Source organism: Mucilaginibacter agri, assembly GCF_009928685.1.
Taxonomy (GTDB): Bacteria; Bacteroidota; Bacteroidia; order Sphingobacteriales; family Sphingobacteriaceae; genus Mucilaginibacter; species Mucilaginibacter agri.
Genome location: NZ_WWEO01000043.1, coordinates 14,880 through 34,658 on the forward strand (window position 1 = coordinate 14,880; position 19,779 = coordinate 34,658).

Consider the following 19,779-nt stretch of genomic DNA (forward strand, 5'->3'; position numbering starts at 1 on the left):
AAAAATTCGCAATTCATCTGGCGGCTTTAGGGCAAAGTCTGTTTAACTCCCCAATTGCCTGCCATAGCTATTTAAATGTTGTCTAGGAGATTATCTAACTGATCAAAGCTTTGTTCCCACATCTTGCGTAAACGCTCCAGCCATACATCAATCTCTTTCATTTTTTCGTGGTTGTAGTGATAGTATATTTCCCTGCCGATCTTTTTCTGTGTCAGTACTTCGCATTCGGTTAAGATTTGAATATGCTTCGATATCGTTTGCCTTGTGCTGTCAAAGTGCTCTGCTATAGCATTGGGTGTCATGGCTCCCATTACCAGTAAGCCCAAAATAGCCCTGCGTGTGGGGTCGGCAACGGCTTGGAAAACATCTCGTCTCATTTATATATGCAGTTGATTGACTGCAAATATAAATGCAGTCAATCAACTGCGCAAATTTTTTCTAATTTTTTTTGTCACATCCGTAAGCAGTAGAAAAGCCTTTCAGAATTTCTCTGAAAGGCTCGTGTTGGTGAGTTAAAGTGTTAGTTTATTTACGGTATGATGTGCCGAGCTTGTGAAATACAAATACTTTTCGCTGTTTGATAAAGCGATATAAGAAACTTCTTGTCCTGACAGCAGCGTGGTTACACTCGCCGTAGCGGCCGACATGTTACTGATCACTTTGATAACGCCGTTATCTGCTATATATAATTTATCTCCACCAGTGCTTGCGCATATACTGCTAATGTTATTAAAACTTAAATTCTTTAAAATTCTAGCCAATACACCTTCCTTGGTTAGCTTATAGAGCCCAGCCCCTTGTATAATATATTTTACACCGTTCGAGCACGAACTAAGATCTCCAAACCCAAATTCCCTGCCGCCGTTTACATTGTTGGTTGTGTTGCTACTGTAGCCGGTTCCGGTTGACGATATGGTGCTTACTCCAGTATCTCCGGTATACCAAAAATAGCCGCCGTTGACATCTTTATCTATACCGCCATACTCAATCCCGTTGCTATGTGGCTGTACCGAATAACCAGCCGATTGTCCATTAGGATTAAAGACCCATAAGCCATAATAAAAATTGAAGTCTGGGGTGTCCACCGTCCCGGTGATTCCGATAGCGCCATCTGTTGTTTCGGCAACATCCAACGGAAAAGCGCCTTCGAAACTTACGCCATTTTTCACCATCGGAAAATGCAATGTGGAAACAACAGTATCTGATTTAATTTTACGGATAAGCCCATTATCGTGATCGGCAACTAACAACGATCCATCAGCATTAACAAAAATGCTCAGAGGCCTGTTAAATAATGCCTTTAAGCCGTTACCGTCGGCGTTGCCCGACGTGTTATACTTGCCATCAATTACAATAAACTGGCGGGGAGCAGCATGGGCCATTGGTACAACATCAAGCGGTTGGGTTTTTGTTGCTGGCGTTATTTCTTCTCCGCTCTCTTTCTTACAAGAAAAATTAAATACCAAAAACACAGTACAAATGATTAGAAACTTTTTCATAACGAGTGATTTATGTTGGGGTTAAGACACAATTTTCACAGTAAATGAAGTTAGCAGCCGTAAAAGGGCTATTAATGGACAGACTATTGTAAAGTGGTAGTTAGATTTATAGAAGTGCGGAGATCAGGGTGAAGGTATGGGTATATAATGATGGCGACAAGGCTTGGGGGTAACGATTTGATTCACAATTGATGAGTAAACATCCTGAACCCAAAAAAAGCCTCAGTATTTCTATTAAGGCTTTTCTTTCTGGATAGCGGGATAGGACTAAAGTCGAACCATTTGTCGGAAAGGTTCAGGCAATTAGCTATAATTATCCAGTCTATTCAAGCTTGGTTTTGTTGTTATAAAATCCCTTTTTAATCCATACATACCAGATCAAATCCGAACACATCTTGTACCAAAAGCGGACGTTTTTGATTTTTAAATATTAAATAAGTTGCTTAAAATCACAATCTTGTATTTTAGGCACTTGATTGGTTGTTGCATATAATGATCCACTTACACCAGCAAAGATTGAATCATGATCAAATATTTTTTCAAGATAGGTTATCGTAGTTTGTTGCGTAACAAAGGATTTTCTTTTTTAAATATCACGGGGTTGGCTATAGGCATGGCTTCTGCAATTTTGATTTTATTGTGGATTCAAAACGAAGTGAGTTACGATCGGTTTCACGAAAATAAGGACCGCATTTATGAGGTTTGGAACCATGTTAACGATCATGGCGACCTGGGCGTATCAAATCATGTATCTGCCCCATTGGCCCGAGTAACGGAGAAGGATGTGCCCGAAATAGAACGTGCTGTGCGGGTAAAGGATGTAAACAACAAGCTTTTTTCGGTAGGCGAAAAAAAAATGATGATATCAGGTGCGGCAGTAGATACAGGTTTTTTGCAGGTATTTAGCTTTCCATTATTAAGAGGGAATGCTACCACAGCGCTGAACGAAATACATTCCATCTTACTTACAGAAAAGACGTCAAAGGCCTTATTTGGCGACGAAAACCCTATGGGTAAAATGGTTACCCTCGACAATAAAGACAGTTATACGGTTAGCGGTATATTGAAAGATATGCCAGATAATACACGTTTTAATTACGATTATCTGCTGCCATGGAATGCCATAAAGGTTGAAAAGGCGCAAGATTTAGGCTGGAATGATAATAGTACATCAACGTATGTTTTATTAAAACGTAATGTTAGCTTCGCCGCTGCATCGGCCAAAGTACGACCTTTAAAACAACGCTATGATGAAGAAGCAAAGAAATTTAAATGGGAGTTTTTCTTATATCCTATAGAACGCTGGCGTTTGCATTCAAGCTTTACCAATGGTGTAGAGGATGGCAACGGGCGAATTAAATCCATTAACTTGCTCGGTGTTATAGCTTCATTCATTTTATTGATTGCCTGTATAAACTTTATGAACTTAAGCACAGCCCGAAGCGAAAAACGTGCTAAAGAAGTGGGTATACGAAAGGTAGCAGGAGCCCAAAAAAATTCGCTTATTATACAATTTATTACGGAATCCGTTATCATGGCCACTTTGGCGGGAATCATTGCGGTAATGATTGTGTTGCTTTGCCTGCCCGCATTTAACAATTTCACCCAAAATAACCTTTTTATCAATTTTGAGGTATTAAATACGTGGCTGTTTTTCGTCGGATTTATACTCTTAACCGGTCTTTTGGCGGGAAGTTACCCAGCATTCTTCTTGTCATCTTTTCAGCCGGTTAAAGTATTAAAAGGTACATTTAAAAGAGTAGATGCAATCGTAAATCCGCGTAAAATATTGGTTATTGTCCAGTTTACCTTTGCTATAGCGCTTATCACGTGTACAATTATTATTAAGCAGCAAATTGATTATGCCCGGAATCGTGAAACGGGTTATAACCGCGACCATTTGATTTATCATTTCCTGACGGGCGATATCTCTCAGAATTACTCCCTTATCAAAAATGATTTATTAACGTCTGGGATTGCTATAGCGGTATCAAAAACTAATTCGCCCCTCACTGAGCGTTGGAGCGATGGTTGGGGACAAAACTGGGAAGGTAAAGATCCTGATCAACAAATTTCCTTCGATCGTTATATGGCCGATGAGGCACTGGGTAAAACCGCCGGACTGCAATTTATTAAAGGTCGGGACTTTGATCTGAAGCAATTCCCTACGGACTCCACTGGTTTGATCATTAATGAATCGGCGCTAAAAGTCATGAAGTTTAAAGAACCGATAGGAAAAAAAGTGAGTGATCTGGGTGTGGATTGGCATATAGTGGGCGTAATCAAAGACTTTATTTTAACCAATCCTTACGAGCCAACGAGACCTTTGTTGCTATGTGGCGCTAAAGGAGGATTTATGACTTTCAACACAATCCAAATCAAACTAAACGGTAAGAATTCGACCGCTGATAACCTGAAAAAAGCAGAAGGGATTTTTAAGAAGTATAATCCGCAATACCCTTTCGATTACAAATTTGTAGACGAGGCCTACGCCAGGAAATTTGATAGCGAGCAGCGACTGGGATCACTTGCAGCGTTATTTGCCGGCCTGACTATCTTTATTTCCTGCCTTGGGCTGTTTGGCTTAGCTGCCTACATGGCCGAAAATAGGGTGAAAGAGATAGGGATCCGGAAGATTTTAGGTGCTTCGGTAACGGAAATTACAGGATTATTATCTAAGGAATTGATTTCGTTGATCATAATTTCGTTTATCATAGCCTCCCCGGTAGCCTATTGGGGAATGCATAAGTGGTTGCTGAATTATAATTATCGTATCGGTATAAGTTGGTGGGTATTCGCGATGGCAGGTGTTTTATCTATGGCGATAGCATTGTTAACGGTAAGTTACCAGTCCATTAAAGCAGCACTGGCTAACCCGGTAAAAAATCTTAGGGCGGAGTAGTTATTTGCCTTCCTACTAAATAATATGCTAACTTATATCTGTTAAAAGGCAGATATAAGTTAGATAAACTAAAGAACAACGCCTCTCAGAATTCTCTAAACGCTTTTTACTCGTCCTGTATCGGGAGCAGGACTCGAACCTACGACCTTCGGGTTACGAGTCCGACGAGCTAAAATAAAAAAGCCTCTCAGATTTCTCTGAAAGGCCTTGGGTAGCGGGAGCAGGACTCGAACCTACGACCTTCGGGTTATGAGCCCGACGAGCTACCAACTGCTCCATCCCGCACTATCTTGTGTTTTTTATTGGACTGCAAAGATATAATTCGTTTCTTTGTACTCCAAATAAAAAATTAAATATTTTTATATGAGTCATAGGGCAGGTTTTGTAAGCATTATTGGTAAACCCAACGCAGGTAAATCAACACTGATGAACGCGCTGGTGGGAGAGAAAATGTCTATCATTACCCCCAAAGCACAAACTACGCGTCATCGTATTTTAGGTATTGTTAATACCGACGACTATCAGATTGTGTTTTCTGACACCCCCGGCGTTATTAAACCGGCGTACCAGTTGCAGGAAAGCATGATGCACCAAGTTGATGGAAGCATTGTAGATGCCGACCTGATTTTGCTGGTTACCGATATTAACGAGAAGTACGACGAAGGCGATGTAATGATCAAACTGCAAAAATCGGATGCACCGATTGCGGTATTGATTAACAAGATTGACCAGAGCGACGAAGAAACCGTTAAGCAAAAAATTGAATACTGGCAGGAAAAACTAAACCCGAAAGCAATTTTTGCAATTTCGGCCCTGCACCAGCATAACGTGAAAGCCATTATGGATTTCATTTTGGAGAACCTGCCCGAGCACCCTGCTTATTACGAGAAAGACTTTTTGACCGATCGTAACGACCGCTTCTTTGCTTCGGAGATGATCCGCGAGCAGGTGTTTAAACAATACAAAAAAGAGATCCCCTACAGCACCGAGGTTATTATTACCAAGTTTGAAGAGGGCGATAAGCTATATCGCATAAGCGCCGAGATTATTGTGGAGCGCGATTCGCAAAAGAACATCCTCATAGGTAAAAACGGCGAGATGCTTAAAATTGTTGGTACTTATGCACGCCGCAGCATGGAGGAGTTTTTCCAGAAGAAGATTTTCCTGGAGATGTTTGTAAAAGTAATTACCGACTGGCGCAGCAAAAAGAACTACCTGAAACAATTCGGGTACGAAGACTAATTTTAAGAGAAGCAAGAGACAGGAATCCGACACCAAGATGGCTTGGTTGATGTTTTTAATTGCATAATAAGAAAGTAAGCAATACTTAACTTACAGGTAGTAAGTTTAATATAAATAGGAATACAAGGGTTACCGGTAACAAAGCCATTTTTTCTTTGTTGCATGGCTCTTGGTTCTTTAATCCCATAAAAAAATGAGCAATATAGTAGCTATTGTAGGTCGCCCAAACGTGGGCAAGTCAACCCTATATAACCGACTAACCGAATCCCGTAAAGCAATTGTTGATGATATGAGCGGCGTAACCCGCGATCGCCATTACGGTGTAGCCGAATGGATTGGCCGTAACTTTACCGTTATTGATACCGGCGGTTATGTAGCTAACAGCGAAGACGTTTTTGAGGCTGCCATCCGTGAGCAAGTAACCATTGCTATTGAAGAAGCTACCGTTATTGTATTTGTGGTTGACGTTACCACCGGTATCACCGACCTCGACGATGAGATTGCCAACCTGCTGCGCAGAAGCAAAAAGCCGGTATTTGTAGTAGTAAATAAGGTTGACAACACTTCGCTTAATGCCGATGCTACCATATTTTACAGCTTAGGCCTTGGCGAGATATACAGTGTTTCGTCGATGACTGGCTCTGGTACGGGCGAATTACTGGATGCGGTTGTTAAAACTTTCGACGATGATGTGGTGGAAGAAAACACCCGCCCTAAATACGCTATTGTTGGTCGCCCTAACGTAGGTAAATCATCTATCATTAACGCACTGATTGGTCAGGACCGTAATATTGTAACCCCAATTGCCGGTACCACCCGCGACAGTATCCATATCCACTACAACCAGTACGGGCACGATTTTATGCTGATTGATACTGCAGGTTTGCGTAAAAAAACCAAGGTAAAAGAGAATATCGAGTTTTACTCGGTAATGCGTACCATTAAAGCGTTGGAAGAAGCCGACGTAATTATCCTGATGATTGATGCCCAGGAGGGTATCGAATCGCAGGATATCAACATCTTCCACCTGGCCGAAAAAAATAAAAAAGGCATTATGGTGGTAGTGAACAAGTGGGATTTGATCGAAAAGAATAACAAAACAGTTAAGGTTTTTGAGGAAGCCATCCGCGAAAAAATTGCGCCGTTTACCGATGTGCCTATCGTGTTTACTTCGGTAACCGAAAAGCAACGTGTATTAAAGGTGTTGGATGTTGCAGCCGATGTGTATAAAAACCGCGCTAAGAAGATCTCGACATCCAAGCTTAACGACGTGATGCTGCCTCTTATTGAACACTATCCGCCGCCTGCACTTAAAGGCAAGTTTGTGAAGATTAAATACGTTACGCAGATCAACGCTTCATCGCCAATGTTTGCTTTCTTTTGTAACCTGCCACAGTACATCAAAGAACCGTACCGCCGCTACATAGAAAACAAGCTACGCGAAAACTTCGATTTCAGCGGTGTGCCGATCCAAATCTTCTTCAGACAGAAATAGTTTAGAAGAGAATCAGGAATCAAGACAAGATAAGGGCGAAAGAGCAAGGAGCAATCTTTGATCTTTCGCCCTTTTTTGTTTGCACCTATCGTAGTTCGTTTTGTCCTGCCCAGCCTCTATAAATGTCGTTTTATGCCGCACTAAATCAGGTGCCTATCTTTAGATTTGCATAACTTAAATTACAGACAATGAGAAAGTTGATCTTATTTATGCACACCTCCATAGATGGCTTTACCGCCAGACCCAAGGGCGAAATGGATTGGGTAACGGTAAACGAAGAAATGTTCGAATATGCGTACGAACGAACCCAAAAGGCCGATACCGCTTTATATGGCAGGGGTACTTATGGGATTATGCAGGCCTATTGGCCCACCGCGGCAGATAAGCCGAATGCATCTAAGCATGACGTTCAGCACGCTACCTGGTATAATAAAGTTGAAAAGTACGTGGTATCTGCAACCATGCGCGGGCAAACCTTACCCAATGCTACTATTATAAGTGATGATGTGGCCGACCGCGTCAACCAACTTAAACAACAACCGGGAGGCGAGATCATTATGTTCGGCAGCCCTAACCTTGCGCAATATTTAATGCAGCATAACCTTATCGACGAATATTGGCTGTTTGTAAACCCAATTATCCTGGGCAAAGGCATCTCGCTGTTTAACCATATTCAAGAGCAGATTAAACTTAAGCTGGTTGAACAAATTGCCCTCCCCGGCGGTGTAGTTTGCTTGCATTACGCAAAGGAATAAGGTGAAAAGAGAATCAGGAATCGCGAGTCAAGATAAGGACGAAAGAGAAAGGAGTAACCTTTGATCTTTCGTCCTTTTTGTTTTCATGAAGAATTCTGTCCGTCCGTTCCCTTGTCCTTCCTGGTTATGGATATGGCGGACACCCCTATTTTCTTATTAGAAGTGCTGTAGTCGGAGACTTCGAACAGCGGTTAGTGCTAATCAAAATGATTGCCTTTCGGTTTACAGCTCTCCAAATTTGTTGGCTATAAGAAAATTTATATCGTTTGTAGTGGCCGTGAAACTCAACTTATGTTTAAAAACCCAAAATAAATTTAGTTTTTATTGTAGGATCGTAACGGTAACATTGTAACTTAAGCCCAATAAATAACTTAAACCTTGTCTATTTTATGGAACCTACACCTTTAAATCAGGAGAGTATTCAAAACGCATTAGACCAGCTCCGCAACTGGTTTCCCGAGCAAGCCTCAGCTATTAAAAAGTACAACGACGAGCTTGTCGATAATATTTTGAAGGATACCGAACCGGATCCTAACAGTCCACTTGGCAAAATAGCCGAATTGCCGGTAAGTGAGGTAAGCATTGAAAGTGCGCCGGCTAATAAGATGGCTGCCACAGTGCAAGCTCTTAAACTGCCGGGCAAGATAGTTTCAGATAGTACAGACGACGAACTTTTTAGCTTTTCTACCGGCTTTACCCCTTGCGAATTTGCTGTTGGAAAGGCTATGGTAAGCGCCGGGTTTTTTGTGCTGAGCATGGTGGGTATTAACGGCAGTGCACATGAACGGGTGGTTTATTCTTTCTTGCAAGAGTTCAGACCTGTGGCCGATAAGTTTATGCGGCTGTTTAACAGCTTTGATGCGGCAGTTGGTTTTTATGAAAAAGCTAAAGTATTCTTCAAAATAGCAGGTGGTTTATACAAGGCATCGTGCCTTAAAATGCTGATAAAAACATGGGCAGAAGAAGCCAACTGGTTCGATTGGGCTTCTACAGCAGCTATAGCCATTGCGCAGTTTACCGTTTGGTTTGCTACCGAAGGTATTGCGTTTATTGCTGAGGTTGCTTTACTATTGGCAAGTGCGGGCTTTTTAATTGCAGATATTGTTAAAGCAGTAAACGTATGTACAGCCGACGAATGCACCCCTGCAAAAGCACCGGTAGAAAACTTTACTCCTGCTGGTTCATTTATCAACTCGGCCGACAATGTTTTGGTTACATTGTTTGCCCAATGCAAAAACAAAGCAGGCGTTTATGTTGATTCTACACTAAATATTACCAATATTGCAACTATAAAGCAGGTTGACAATGCCGATGGAAAATTAGTATTTGCCCCGGCAACCGGTTCAAAGGCAACTACGTTTACGCCAAATGGGTCGTACCGTAGTTCTTCGCAAAATATAAAGGTTACCCTTTCGGCAGCCTGTAAAAATATGCAGGGCAATACCGTTAATTCTGTGTTAGATATTACAGATCTGGCACTTAGCAAAGAAATAGCTAATGCCAATGGCCAGCTAAAGGTTGAAGGGCAATAATACAGTTACGAGTTTAAGGACGAAGGCAAGGGGCTCGAAATCTCTACCCTTCGTCCTTTTTTTATGCTTACTATTCTTCCGTCCGTCCGCTCCCCTGCCCGATACACTGCGGACAAACCGAACAGCACAATTGCCCGAATTGCCACTTTGAAATTTACATATTGCTGCGTACCTTGAGGGTCCTTATGCAATTTAACCTACGCCTCATCCTCGTCCTGCTGTGCGCATTTGTTTTAGCCAATGCCTACGCTGGCACCCCCGTTGTACATATCGAACCTAAGCCTTTGTGGCTCAATGCTCCAAATCCCTATACCGGCAAAATTGCTGCGCGCGAAGTGGAGAACGGCTATTTCTTCCAGCTAAACGAAGAGCAGATCCACGTGGAAAAACAGGCAGATTACCGGCATAACATTCTCGAGATTGTGTCTGAGGCAGGTATCCAGAACGCATCACAAATTTCGGTTGGCTTTGACCCTGCTTACGAGCAAATTGCCTTTCACGAGATTACTGTTTGGCGTAACAATAAGCCATTGTCGCGCTTAAAGCCCGGGTTGTTTAAAGTGTTGGCCGACGAGAAAGAACTGGCCGATTTTATTTACCAGGGCAGCTACTCGGCCTATTGCATTTTAGACGACATCCGCAAAGGCGACTGCATAGAATACTCTTATACCATAACCGGCCGAAACCCGATTTTCGATAACAAATTTAGCCGCGATCTTTATTTTCAAGGCTCGCAGCCTATTGCGCACCTTTATAAAGCGCTGTTGGTATTACCTCAGCGGCAATTGCATTTTAAAGAATTTAATAAACCCGTTAAAAGCATATCGTCGATAAAAAATGGGCTGCAATGCTACGAGTGGGAAAGCTATCAGGTAAAACCAGAGTGGGACTATAACAACCAACCCGGCTGGTATAACGCCTACCCCTATGTACAGATAAGCGATTACAATAGTTGGCAGGAGGTTACAGATTGGGCCTTAAAGATAAACCCTATTGATACCCATCTCAACGGCGAATTGGCTATGCGTGTTGCCGCCCTTAAAGCAGCAGCGGGTAATGATAAAGAAAAATATTTTAATAGCGCTGTTAGAATGGTGCAGGATGAAGTGCGGTACATGGGGATAGAAATTGGTCAGTATTCGCACCGTGCCAATAGCCCCCAGCGGGTTTATAACCAGCGTTATGGCGATTGTAAAGATAAATCGCTGTTGCTGGCATCAATACTACAAGCAGGTGGTATTGATGCCAATATAGTGTTAGTTAACGCCGATATTGAAGGGCATATAGCGCAGTTTATTCCAACTCCTAATGCCTTTAACCACGCGGTGGTTACCGCTAATGTAAATGGCAAGCAGGTGTGGGTAGACGCCACAATCTCCTACCAACGGGGTGCCGGCACTAATATTTATTTCCCCAACTATGGTAAAGGGCTGGTGGTTAAAGCAGGTAGTAATGAGCTCACCAGCATACCGCCATCCAAAGCCGGTAAAAGAGTAGTGACCGAAACCTATAGCATTGCTAATGAAAAGGGGGCTATGAAACTCGATGTAAAATCTACCTATACCCTAAATGAGGCTGATGATATGCGAAGCCAGCTGGCTGCTACCGGTATGGCCGAAACCGAGAAAAATTATCTGAATTACTATAAAAAGATCTACCCCAAAATAAGTACTAAAGATTCGGTTACGGTAGTTGATAACGAAAGCAAAAACGAGTTGACTACTATAGAGCATTACTCGTTGCCGACTATACTTAAATTAGATAAAGAGACAGGAAAATACAATGGATCGGTATATGCCAATTACATTAACGATAACCTGCCTTCGATATCTAATACAGCCCGTGTACCTATAGCCGTGGCTTATCCTAACAATGTGTATTATACAGCCCAACTGGTTTTACCATCTACTTGGAACGTTGAAAATAGCCATACAGAAGTAGATAAGGATGCTTTCCGTTTTTCGGCGGACAGATCGACGAACGGAGACACCTTGAATCTTAAATATTATTACCAGGCCCGGCAAGACTACATTGCTGTTGACAAATTTGACGAGTACCGCGAAAGTGTAAAAGATATTTCTGACAACAAGCTTTCTTTTAGTTTTACCTACACGCCCGATGTTAACGCTCTGCCCTTCAGGCCTAATTACTGGCTAATAGGCGGCGCCATTTTACTGGCTTTGGCATTAGGTGCCATCGGCATTAAAATTTACCGCACCGAAACCCCCGGCATTATGTTTACTTATGGCTCTAGCTTTGTACCGTTAGGCGGTTGGCTGTGGTTTATTGCGCTTGGCTTGGCTGTAACCCCTATCGCAGTTTTGGCAACAACAATAAATGCCGGCTTTTTTGATGTAAATAAATGGCACAACTTTGTGGTACGGGGTGCTTGGGCTTATAAAACCACAATTATTTTCGAAATGGCGGGAAATATTATGCTTATCTGCTATTCGATATTCTGCTTTGTTTTGTTAATAAACAGGCGAGATATCTTACCCAAATTTATTACGGGCTTGTATGCCTTCTGTATCTTGTTTGCCTTACTCGATTGTATTCTTAGTTCGATCCTGAACAACGCGGCAAGTGAAGCAACCGTCAAAGCATTAACCCGCGCCATTGTTGGTGGGCTAATCTGGATACCCTACTTCCAACGTTCTACCCGGGTGCAAGAAACCTTTATAGTGCCGTATCCGGCATCTAATTTTGGTTATGAAACAGCAGAGATAAGTGAAAACGTAGAGTCAGAAGTGGAATAGCTAAAAAAGAATTCCTAATTATAAAAGGACGAAAGGCAAAGGGGCAATCCCTCAATCTTTCGTCCTTTGTTATTGAACTTCTTGTCCGTCCGTTTCCTTCCCCGATACACTGCGGATACTGGCGGAGGGCAGACTTATAACTGTTTTGTCATGCAGAGCGATAGCGAAGCATCTTCTTCGCTATCATTAGCCGCTCTTCTAATCAGACTGCCAAAGCGCAGAAGATTATTAATGAGATTTTTATTTAAGTAGGTATTAATGAGCTTCCTGCGGTCGGTTCCTTCTCCGTCGGAATGACAAACTTTATAAAACGTCAACCTGTTTTTGTCATGCAGAGCGATAGCGAAGCATCTTCTTCGCCATCATTAGTCGCCCTTCTAATTAGACAGCCTACATTGTTCTGTCTTGATTCCTGATTCTTGTCTCTTGCTTCTACCAAGCCACGCCCATATTATAAAACATAAATGCCCATTTATCAGCCTGCTGATTAATTACCTGGGCTGTTGATTGCCCTGCACCGTGACCGGCGTTGGTTTCTATGCGGATTAACACCGGTGCCTGCCCTTGCTGATCTTCCTGCAAGCGGGCTGCAAACTTAAACGAGTGTGCTGGTACTACGCGGTCGTCGTGATCGGCGGTGGTAACCATGGTGGCAGGGTAGTCGGCAGGTTTAAGGGCATGGTACGGCGAATAATGGTACAGGTAGTTAAACATCTGCTCGCTATCTTCGGCGGTGCCGTAATCATAAGCCCAGCCTGCGCCTGCTGTAAATTTATTGTAGCGCAACATATCCATAACACCCACAGCCGGGAAAGCCACCTTGCATAAGTCGGGGCGCTGGGTCATGGTGGCGCCGATGAGCAGGCCGCCGTTAGATCCGCCCGAAATAGCCAGGTAATCTTTCGATGTATATTTATGTTCTATCAGGTATTCGGCGGCGGCTATAAAATCGTCGAAAACGTTCTGCTTTTTCATCTTAATACCCGCACGGTGCCAGGTTTCGCCATATTCGCCGCCACCACGCAGGTTAGGTACCGCGTAAATACCGCCATGCTCTAACAGCACAATATTGCTGGTGCTAAAGGCAGGCGTAAGGCTCACCCCAAAACCACCGTAAGCGTACAGCATGGTAGGGTTGTGCCCGTTAAGCACGATGCCTTTTTTATAGGTGATGATCATCGGTACCTTAGTGCCATCCTTAGATTTATAGAAAACCTGTTTGCTCTCGTACAACGATGGGTCGAACTGTACGTTAGGTTTTTTGTACACGGTAGATTTTCCGCTGGCGATATCATACTTAAATATAGTGCTCGGATAAACATAGCTGGTAAAGGTATAGTACAATTCCTTTTCCTCTTTTTTAGCGCCGAAGCCTGCAGCCGTACCCACACCCGGCAAGGCTACGGTATGCTCTAGCTTGCCATCCATATTGTATTGCAGCACCAGCGAAGTAGCATCCTGCAAGTATTCGGCAAATATCTTCTGACCGCCGGTGCTTACCGTAAGGGCATTTTTGGTTTGGGCAATCAGATCTTTCCAATGTGTAACACCGGGGTTGGCGGCATCAACCGTAACCACACGGTGATTAGGCGCATAAAGGTTGGTGTAGATGTATAGTTTGCTGCCAATGTTATCTACCACAATATGGTCGTTATCGAAATTGGCAACCACGTTAACAATGGTGCTGTTGGGTTGGCTAAGGTCTTGAATATAAAGTTCGTTGCCGGTGGTGCTGTTGGCAGCTGTAATTACCAGGTAACGTTCATCTTCGGTTAAGTAAGCGCCAATATAGCGGCGTGGGGTTTGCTCGCCGCCGAAAATGAGTTTATCGGTGCTTTGCGAGGTGCCCAGCTTGTGGTAATACAGTTTGTGGTACTGCGTCATGCCGCTTAACTGGCTGCCTGCTTTGGGCTTATCATAGCTGCTATAGTAGAAGCCGTCGTTACCTTTCCAGGCAATACCGCTAAATTTTACGTCGAGCAGGGTATCGCCAACAACACTTTTGTCTGATGCTTTGAGGATGATCACCTTGCGCCAGTCGCTGCCACCTTCAGAGATCTGGTAGGCTGCCAGGCTGCCGTCTTTGGTAAAGTCGAGGCCCTGCAATGATGTAGTGCCGTCTTTAGAAAACTGGTTAGGGTCTAAGAAAACCTCGGGCTCCTGGCCTTCTTTCTGCCGATAAATAACACTTTGGCTTTGCAAGCCGCTATTGCGGCTAAAGTAGGTCCATTCGCCCTGCTTTTGCGGTGCGCCAAATTTCTCGTAATTCCACAACACCTCCAGGCGTTTGCGGATGGCGTCGCGATAGGGGATTTGATCCAGGTAGGCGTGTGTAACCTTGTTTTCTGCCTGCACCCAGGCCTTGGTATCCTCGGCGCGGTCATCTTCGAGCCAGCGATATGGGTCGGGCACGGTGGTGCCGAAATAGGTGTTAACGGTATCCACTTTTTTGGTAACCGGGTAAGGCAGCGTTTTCATAGTAGTAGTTTGGGCAATTGCCGAACCACCCAACAAGGTAGCCAGCGGTAAACACATCATCAATGCTTTCATTAACATTAGGGTTATGTGAGTGGCTAATATAGTTGCTTTAGGGGCATAAGTCAATAGGTAGCACCTGTCACTCCCATATTAATACCTCCACCCGTCATGCTGAACTTGTTTCAGCACCCCACATGCTAAGTGTACGCGCACACTCGTTTTTCATTAGGAAAGGCAGTGGGTAATATGAATCGCCGGTGGATGTTACTTTTTCTTTCCGCAAGAAAGAAGTACTAAGAAAGAAGTACTAAGAAAGAAGTACTAAGAAAGAAGTACTAAGAAAGAAGTACTAAGAAAGAACTCGTGGCTGCTTTATTTTCTATTAAAGTTTCTGCTGTAGCTGGGCTGGTGATATCCGAAAATCAAGAGGCCACAATGGTTAGAGTGTGGAGGGTTCTGTGCGGGTAGTTGTCTCATAACCACGAACGGGAGACCACCCCCCGCTCCCGCAAGCGTCCCGCTTGTGGTATAACAGTAACAAAGCAGCTTCCCCTACCTAAAATACCCCGCATATTCCTTCGGCATTTCGGTAATTTGCTGTAGCTGGATATCTTTGTAATACACCTCTGCCGATTCGCTTTGGAGTTGGATTTTGCCTTGGGTGAGGGGTTTTATCGCGTCGCCGTCTTTGTAGCGCGAATTGGCGAGGGCCATAGCTACCTTGCCGTTTACCAGGTGCAGGGCCTTATCGCCAAAAACGATGAGTTCGAGGTTGGTCCATGCGCCGTCGGCTTTGGTTTCGTAGTCGGCAATGGCCTGGCAATAGCCGCCGTATTCGCGTTTTTCGCCTTTGGGGTCGAAAATATAGGTGGTGGTATCCCGCCGCTTGGTCGACCGTATATCCATCCGCGACGAAGCAATCGGCCAGTAATCGCCCATGGTACCTTCGCCCACCTGAAACTCCTGCCCCAGCATCCACGAGTGCCAGTAATCAACCCCCGAAGGCCCCTGCGAGTTATACAACACGCCCGAATCTTTGTATTCGTTCAGCCTCGGCACAAACTTGTTTTTCCCCCAGCGCACTTTTAGCCGCAGGCGGTAGTTGGCATAGGCCTGTTTGGTAAACACGCAGCCATAAATTTCGCCGCTAATGCGCAGCATTGGTTCGCCGTTTTCCATCACCACGCTAAACACTTGTGCGGTATCTTTATCGTAGCCAATGGCCTTAACATCGTTTCCGGCAGCATCTTTGGGTATCTTGCCACCGTCGCCATCGGTATGCTTAAAGCTCAGGTAGGTGCTCCAGCGGCTCAGGTCTTTATCCAGCAGGTTCACCCATTTGCCCGCAGGCTGAAACGAGGTGCAAAGCATTAAACAAAAGCAGGCGCAAATAAAGGTGGCAACGGTTCTCATGATTTTGATTTCGAGTGGTTTACACAAACTTAGTTAATAGCCCGGCCCAATTGTTATGGTATTTTAACAAAAAGTTGAAGGATATGGGCAGGTTGGGTGTTAGTCATTAGCCACTGGTCATTGGCCATTAGTCATTAGCCATTAGTTGTTGGTCATTGGAGTATTGGCTTTTTTTGTAAATTAATATTGGTAGCTTTTGGCAGCCGGCAGCCCCGCTTTCCGCTGTACTGCGTGCCGCTGCAATCGGGTTTAGGTTGGAGGGGTAGCTATATCATATGTCATTGCGAGGAGGTACGACGAAGCAACCTCGTAGCTCTGCAGATCGACCATGTATGCGACGAGGTTGCCGCGCTATTGCTCGCAATGACACGGTGGGAATGCAAGACAAGCCCTAAGCAAATTATTCCCCTCTCGAGAGGGGTTGGGGGTGTGTTCTTTCTGTAAGCGAATTTCGTAGAAACACACCCCTGCAACAGCACATGCCAGCCGCACCCCCTCTCAAGAGGGGAATAGCTCTTGATTAGACAGAGTTTGTCATAAAAGCGCATGGGGATGTGCGATTCCCCTCCTTGGGGGGGTGTAGGGAGGGGTTTCTGCGATTGAATTGCGATGATACCCCTCCCTGCCATAGCTCAATCCGATGCGCCCCTCCCAAGGGGGGAATTTGAAAATTCTGTCTAATCAAACGGACACGTTAATTGCTCTGTAGTTCGGGGGCTTCGAGTGCCTCAGCCTGACAATGCCGTTAGATTATCAACCTCTTAACCCTAACCCCGCATCTTCATTCAACACCCATTTTCCATCACTAAAAGCTGGTTTGGCAAATGGGTTGTTGCTCACTAAAAGGGGGCCATCCAGATCGGCCCAGTGGCATTGGGGGGCGAGGGCGGCGGCGGCGAGGGTGGCGCAGCTGGTTTCGCTCATGCAGCCTATTAATATTTTAAGGTCAAGCTGGCGGGCTTTGGCTATCATGCGTTGAGCTTCGTACAAGCCAGCCGATTTCATCAGCTTAATATTAATGCCATGATAAACGCCTTGGGCGCGGGTAACATCGTCGAGGCGTTGTACGGCTTCGTCGGCAATAATGGGTATTGGGCTGCGCTCGGTAAGCCAGGCATTGCTGTCAAGATCGGCTTTTGGCATGGGCTGCTCAATCAGTAACACGCCTTGTTGGTGCAGCCAGTGGGTCATGTCGAGGCTTTGTTGCAGGTCGGTCCACCCTTGGTTGGCATCCACAAAAAGGGGGTTGTCGGTTACCGAACGTATGGTGTTTATAAGCTCCTTATCGCTATCGCGGCCAAGCTTCACTTTGATTATTTTGCAGTCGGCGGCATCCTTAATCTTCTCCCTAATCACCTCGGGCGTATCAATACCAATGGTAAAACTGGTAGCAGGCATCAAGGCAGGGTCGCTACCGAAAATTTGCCAGCAGGGCTTGTTTTGCAGCTTGCCATCCAGATCGTGCAGGGCAATATCAACGGCAGCTTTTATGGCGGGCATACCGGGGGCAATGCTATCGAGGTAGCTTAAAATCGACCCAAAATCAAATGGATAACTAAACTGGCTTACATCTATCTTACTTAAAAATTGGGCGGCTGTTTCGTTGCTTTCGCCCATGTAGGGTACCATTGAGGCTTCGCCATAGCCTGTAAAGCCCTCGTGCTCAATCTGTACCAACACAATTGGGGTAGAGGTGCGCGAAAATTTTGCAATGGTGAAACGGTGTTTCAGATCGAGTTCGTAGAGGCGGTAAGTCAGTTTCATGTTAAAAATCAAAGCTAAAAATTTAACGTAAAAATCATGGTTATCTTTGCAGCCATGGCACCGCAAATTTATTACCCGTTTCAGAGCTTTAAAGCAAGCAAAAAATTATGCTTTTTAACAGGCAAGCCGCTTCAAAGTTCTGAAGAGCAGATCCACGTTTTTCCGCAATGGTTAATGACGCGGTACGACCTGCACGACAAGCCTTTTAAACTACTCGACGAAAGTATCTCGACCTATAAAGACCTCAAATTACCTTGCAGTGCCGAGGCCAACGAGCTTTATGTTGAGCCTCTTGAACGGGAAATTGAAGCAGCTTTTACTGTTGGCTACGAAGCCGTAAAGCAACTGGACGAGCTGCGCATTTTTCAGTGGGCTGCCAAGTGGTTGCACGGTATTATTTTTAACGAGCTGCAGGCCGCCATGCGCCAGCAAAACGCCGAAGGCGAAGAGTTTAGCGTTTCGCAATCTATTTTGCAGCGCTTTACCAACCTGCATGTAATGCTGCAAACATTGTCGCTACCCATCCAGTTCGACGAGTTTAAGCCTTACAGCTTGTTTTTGTTTAAGGTAGATAACCTCGAAAACGAGTTCAGCTACCGCGATGAGGTGAGCACGGTTACGTTCTCTTTAAGGATCAACGATTTCGGCCTAATCATTAACCTGCAAGACAATGGTACTGTAGGCCGCTATCAGCAGGAAACTTACGATAAGATTAAAGACAAGGTACTGCACCCCATACAGTTCGAAGAGTTTTCGGCACGTGTGTTTTACTCGGCATACCTGTTTAACCGTTTGCCTAACTACGACATTATGCCCATTGGCAACGAAATTTACATCGAAGCCAACCAACTACGCGGCAATAGCGCCAAACCACTTTTCGACGAGTGGCAGGTAAAAACCTACGGCCAGGTGTTGGAAAATTTCTGGAAGAAGTGGGGGTACTTGTTACTGGAGATCATCAAGAATCCCGATCATCCGGTTAGCCATCTGTTTGATGCCGACGGTAATTTTAAACCGGCAGATACCTTGGGATTGGGAAAGTAGGTTCGAAGATGCCTCACCCCAGCCCTCTCCGGGGGAGAGGGAGTTAATAAAAGCAGATGTGACGCTTATGTGTCCGCTTTGTTTGAGTGTAACGGGGGAGGAAGCGGACGGACAGATTAGTTACTTAATAATAATAAAGCATTGTCAGGCTGAGGCTCTCGAAGCCCCGTTAGCAAATCAGCTCTGTATAGTTTGAGCTTCGAGTGCCTCAGCCTGACAAAGATGTAACTCATAATGTCTCCCGTTTTCTATCTCGATTCTCGACTCCTGATTCCCTTCTTACTACAGCCCAAACTGGTGCAAAAACTCGGGGATTATCTGGTGGTACAACAAAATGGTTATAGCCAATCCGCTGATGGCGCCAAAGAAGTGAGCATCGTGGTTAATGTTATCGCGCGATTGTTTGGATGCCCAGGCGCAGTACACCAGGTATATCACCCCAAATAGTATGGCAGGGATAGGCACAGGGATGAGCATCAGGTACATTTTACTTAGCGGACTAAACAAAATATAGCTGAAAATTACTGCGCTGATAGCTCCTGAGGCACCCAGGCTATGATACCATTGATCATTCTTGTGTTTTTGAACGGTTGGTAAATCGCTTAATATTAAGCTTGCTGTATAAAGTACCCCAAATTGCCAATGCCCTAAGTAGCCGGCTTCTAACTGGAAGGCGAAGAAATAGTACGACAGCATGTTGAAAAACAGATGCCCCCAATCGCGATGGATAAGGCCACTGGTGATCAGCGTATAAATGCGCTCGCCGCGCGACACGCTGTAGGGGTGCAGGGTACATCGGGCATAAAACTCTTCGTTATAAAAAGCAATTAAAGAAGCAATCAGCGTGATTGCAAATATGGCCGAAGCAACCGGCGCAAGCATTATATATTCAAGCATTT

13 protein-coding genes and 1 tRNA gene are annotated in these 19,779 nt (G+C 44.6%); 7 read left to right on the forward strand and 7 right to left on the reverse strand.

Features of this window, described 5'->3' with window-relative positions; genetic code table 11:
• Window positions 1-71: 71 nt before the first annotated feature.
• Together GSY63_RS12930 and GSY63_RS12935 are read right to left on the reverse strand one after the other, a co-directional pair.
• Window positions 72-377 carry an ArsR/SmtB family transcription factor gene (locus GSY63_RS12930; protein ID WP_166586247.1) on the reverse strand — a complete coding sequence of 102 codons (306 nt, stop codon included), beginning with the start codon at window positions 375-377 and terminating at the stop codon, window positions 72-74.
• A gap of 135 nt (window positions 378-512) precedes the next feature.
• A complete protein-coding gene (locus GSY63_RS12935) occupies window positions 513-1,499 on the reverse strand; it encodes a hypothetical protein (RefSeq protein ID WP_166586248.1) in 987 nt (328 codons plus the stop codon).
• Between the two features lie 523 nt (window positions 1,500-2,022).
• Between GSY63_RS12935 and GSY63_RS12940 the strand changes: the two genes are divergently transcribed.
• A complete protein-coding gene (locus GSY63_RS12940; protein ID WP_166586249.1) occupies window positions 2,023-4,401 on the forward strand; it encodes an ABC transporter permease in 2,379 nt (792 codons plus the stop codon).
• 208 nt (window positions 4,402-4,609) lie between these two features.
• Here the strand turns inward: GSY63_RS12940 and GSY63_RS12945 are convergent.
• Window positions 4,610-4,686: transfer RNA gene (locus GSY63_RS12945), tRNA-Met, on the reverse strand.
• Window positions 4,687-4,764: 78 nt separating this feature from the next.
• Between GSY63_RS12945 and era the strand changes: the two genes are divergently transcribed.
• From era to GSY63_RS12970, 5 genes are all read left to right on the forward strand, one after another.
• Window positions 4,765-5,643, forward strand: coding sequence for a GTPase Era (gene era, locus GSY63_RS12950; RefSeq protein WP_166586250.1), 879 nt, complete (start codon window positions 4,765-4,767; stop codon window positions 5,641-5,643).
• A gap of 193 nt (window positions 5,644-5,836) precedes the next feature.
• Window positions 5,837-7,138, forward strand: a complete 1,302-nt coding sequence (gene der, locus GSY63_RS12955; RefSeq protein ID WP_166586251.1) for a ribosome biogenesis GTPase Der — start codon at window positions 5,837-5,839, stop codon at window positions 7,136-7,138.
• Between the two features lie 188 nt (window positions 7,139-7,326).
• The gene (locus GSY63_RS12960) at window positions 7,327-7,893 is read left to right on the forward strand and encodes a dihydrofolate reductase family protein (RefSeq protein ID WP_166586252.1); all 567 of its coding nucleotides are present in this window, start codon (window positions 7,327-7,329) and stop codon (window positions 7,891-7,893) included.
• A 389-nt stretch (window positions 7,894-8,282) separates the two neighbouring features.
• Complete coding sequence (locus tag GSY63_RS12965; protein ID WP_166586253.1) at window positions 8,283-9,425, forward strand: CVNH domain-containing protein; 1,143 nt, start codon at window positions 8,283-8,285, stop codon at window positions 9,423-9,425.
• A gap of 185 nt (window positions 9,426-9,610) precedes the next feature.
• On the forward strand, window positions 9,611-12,181 hold the full coding sequence (locus GSY63_RS12970) for a DUF3857 domain-containing protein (RefSeq protein ID WP_166586254.1): 2,571 nt from the start codon (window positions 9,611-9,613) through the stop codon (window positions 12,179-12,181).
• Window positions 12,182-12,613: 432 nt separating this feature from the next.
• Here GSY63_RS12970 and GSY63_RS12975 read toward each other — a convergent pair whose 3' ends face one another.
• From GSY63_RS12975 to GSY63_RS12985, 3 genes are all read right to left on the reverse strand, one after another.
• A complete protein-coding gene (locus GSY63_RS12975; RefSeq protein ID WP_208094537.1) occupies window positions 12,614-14,737 on the reverse strand; it encodes a prolyl oligopeptidase family serine peptidase in 2,124 nt (707 codons plus the stop codon).
• Between the two features lie 474 nt (window positions 14,738-15,211).
• Window positions 15,212-16,072 carry a 3-keto-disaccharide hydrolase gene (locus tag GSY63_RS12980; RefSeq protein WP_208094538.1) on the reverse strand — a complete coding sequence of 287 codons (861 nt, stop codon included), beginning with the start codon at window positions 16,070-16,072 and terminating at the stop codon, window positions 15,212-15,214.
• 753 nt (window positions 16,073-16,825) lie between these two features.
• Window positions 16,826-17,836, reverse strand: coding sequence for a dipeptide epimerase (locus tag GSY63_RS12985; protein WP_166586256.1), 1,011 nt, complete (start codon window positions 17,834-17,836; stop codon window positions 16,826-16,828).
• A gap of 36 nt (window positions 17,837-17,872) precedes the next feature.
• Between GSY63_RS12985 and GSY63_RS12990 the strand changes: the two genes are divergently transcribed.
• On the forward strand, window positions 17,873-18,880 hold the full coding sequence (locus tag GSY63_RS12990; protein ID WP_243749225.1) for a hypothetical protein: 1,008 nt from the start codon (window positions 17,873-17,875) through the stop codon (window positions 18,878-18,880).
• Window positions 18,881-19,162: 282 nt separating this feature from the next.
• On the opposite strand, the gene GSY63_RS12995 is transcribed toward GSY63_RS12990, so the two are convergent.
• A complete protein-coding gene (locus GSY63_RS12995) occupies window positions 19,163-19,777 on the reverse strand; it encodes a rhomboid family intramembrane serine protease (protein ID WP_166586257.1) in 615 nt (204 codons plus the stop codon).
• Between the last annotated feature and the right edge of the window lie 2 nt (window positions 19,778-19,779).

Excerpts from the sequence above, each read along its gene's own strand:
- GSY63_RS12930 (WP_166586247.1), bottom strand. The coding sequence starts at position 377 with ATGAGACGAGATGTTTTCCAAGCCGTTGCCGACCCCACACGCAGGGCT.
- GSY63_RS12935 (WP_166586248.1), bottom strand. The coding sequence starts at position 1,499 with ATGAAAAAGTTTCTAATCATTTGTACTGTGTTTTTGGTATTTAATTTT.
- GSY63_RS12940 (WP_166586249.1), top strand. The coding sequence starts at position 2,023 with ATGATCAAATATTTTTTCAAGATAGGTTATCGTAGTTTGTTGCGTAAC.
- era (WP_166586250.1), top strand. The coding sequence starts at position 4,765 with ATGAGTCATAGGGCAGGTTTTGTAAGCATTATTGGTAAACCCAACGCA.
- der (WP_166586251.1), top strand. The coding sequence starts at position 5,837 with ATGAGCAATATAGTAGCTATTGTAGGTCGCCCAAACGTGGGCAAGTCA.
- GSY63_RS12960 (WP_166586252.1), top strand. The coding sequence starts at position 7,327 with ATGAGAAAGTTGATCTTATTTATGCACACCTCCATAGATGGCTTTACC.
- GSY63_RS12965 (WP_166586253.1), top strand. The coding sequence starts at position 8,283 with ATGGAACCTACACCTTTAAATCAGGAGAGTATTCAAAACGCATTAGAC.
- GSY63_RS12970 (WP_166586254.1), top strand. The coding sequence starts at position 9,611 with ATGCAATTTAACCTACGCCTCATCCTCGTCCTGCTGTGCGCATTTGTT.
- GSY63_RS12975 (WP_208094537.1), bottom strand. The coding sequence starts at position 14,737 with ATGTTAATGAAAGCATTGATGATGTGTTTACCGCTGGCTACCTTGTTG.
- GSY63_RS12980 (WP_208094538.1), bottom strand. The coding sequence starts at position 16,072 with ATGAGAACCGTTGCCACCTTTATTTGCGCCTGCTTTTGTTTAATGCTT.
- GSY63_RS12985 (WP_166586256.1), bottom strand. The coding sequence starts at position 17,836 with ATGAAACTGACTTACCGCCTCTACGAACTCGATCTGAAACACCGTTTC.
- GSY63_RS12990 (WP_243749225.1), top strand. The coding sequence starts at position 17,873 with ATGGTTATCTTTGCAGCCATGGCACCGCAAATTTATTACCCGTTTCAG.
- GSY63_RS12995 (WP_166586257.1), bottom strand. The coding sequence starts at position 19,777 with ATGCTTGAATATATAATGCTTGCGCCGGTTGCTTCGGCCATATTTGCA.